Origin of the sequence: Geodermatophilus chilensis, assembly GCF_002802985.1 — a bacterium.
GTDB lineage: Bacteria > Actinomycetota > Actinomycetes > Mycobacteriales > Geodermatophilaceae > Geodermatophilus > Geodermatophilus chilensis.
On record NZ_NVPT01000350.1, the window covers coordinates 1 to 1,443 of the forward strand.

1 protein-coding gene is annotated in these 1,443 nt (G+C 70.4%); it reads left to right on the forward strand.

The window, feature by feature from the left end:
* Nucleotides 1-183 precede the first annotated feature (183 nt).
* Nucleotides 184-1,296, forward strand: a complete 1,113-nt coding sequence (locus CNO22_RS27075; RefSeq protein WP_100502304.1) for an IS630 family transposase — start codon at nucleotides 184-186, stop codon at nucleotides 1,294-1,296.
* Nucleotides 1,297-1,443: the final 147 nt, after the last annotated feature.

Here is a 1,443-nt window from a genome sequence, read left to right on the forward strand (position 1 = left end):
CTCGTCCGCGGTCAGCCCGCCACCCTGGGGATACCTCATGGTGTGGGCATAGCGCAGGCCGCGCCGACTGTCAGCAGGGTCCGGCCGGCGGCCAACCGAGCCCGTAACTCCTGCCGTTAATGATCTTTAGTGGTCCGTTGCAGTTGTCCTGATGTGATGCCGGGTCCGGGTTGACCATTTCTCATGGCTGCTCACGTGCGAACCGTGGTGGTGCCGGAGGCTGACCGGCGGGAGTTGCAGCGGCGGGCGCGGGCCAAGGGGGCGCCGGCCCGGGAGGTCGAGCGGGCCCGGATCGTGCTGCTCTCGGCCGAGGGGGTGCCGGGCAAGCAGATCGCCGCGACGGTGGGCTGCGCCGAGCCGACGGTGGTGACCTGGCGGCGCCGCTATGCCGAGCGGGGGCTGGCCGGGCTGGAAGACCACCCGCGGCCGGGCAAGCCCTCACCGCTGCCGGAGGCGCTGCGGGACCGGGTGCTGGAGCTGACGCTGACCGAGCCGCCCAGCGCCTACGGGGCGACGCACTGGTCGTCGCGGCTGCTGGCCGCGGCGCTGGCCGGCGAGGGGACGCCGATCTCGCACGTCACCATCGCCCGGATCTGGCACCGCTTCGGCGTGCAGCCGTGGCGGGCGGAGACGTTCAAGTTCTCCACCGACCCCGAGCTCGAGGGCAAGGTCCGCGACGTCGTCGGGCTGTACCTGAACCCACCGGACAAGGCCGTGGTGCTGTGCGTGGACGAGAAGCCGCAGCTGCAGGCCCTCGAGCGGACCGCTGCGGTGCTGCCGGTCCGGCCCGGATCGGCGGAGCGGCAGACCTTCGACTACGTCCGGCACGGCACCACCACGCTGTTCGCCGCGCTGGAGGTGGCCACCGGGCGGGTCACCGACGCCTGCACCGAGCGGCACCGTCACCAGGAGTTCCTGGCCTTTCTCAAGCAGGTCGCCGCCGCCTATCCCCGTCGGCAGCTGCACGTGGTGGTCGACAACTACGCCACCCACAAGCACCCGGCGGTGCGCGCCTGGCTGGCCCGGCATCCCCGGATCCAGCTGCACTTCACCCCGACCTCGGGCTCCTGGCTCAACCTGGTGGAGGCCTTCTTCTCGATCATCACCCGCCAGGCCCTGCGCCGCGGCAGCTTCCCGACCGTCGCCGACCTCATCGCCGCGATCCAGCGGTTCATCGACGCCTGGAACGACCGGTGCGCGCCGTTCACCTGGACCAAGGACCCCGACACGATCATCGCCAAGGCCACCCATCCACGGCACCGCAAGACACAACAGACGTCAGTTGCGGAGCACTAGACATACAAGCGGCCGTGTACGGGGCGATCTCTCGGCTGCTGAACCAGGCCGGACTTCCGAAGATCGTGAGCACGCGACCGGCCCAATTCGCTGATTGACCTGGAGGGATGCGGGCAGGCCGCGATGGGGTCGTGTTACTACAGGCGC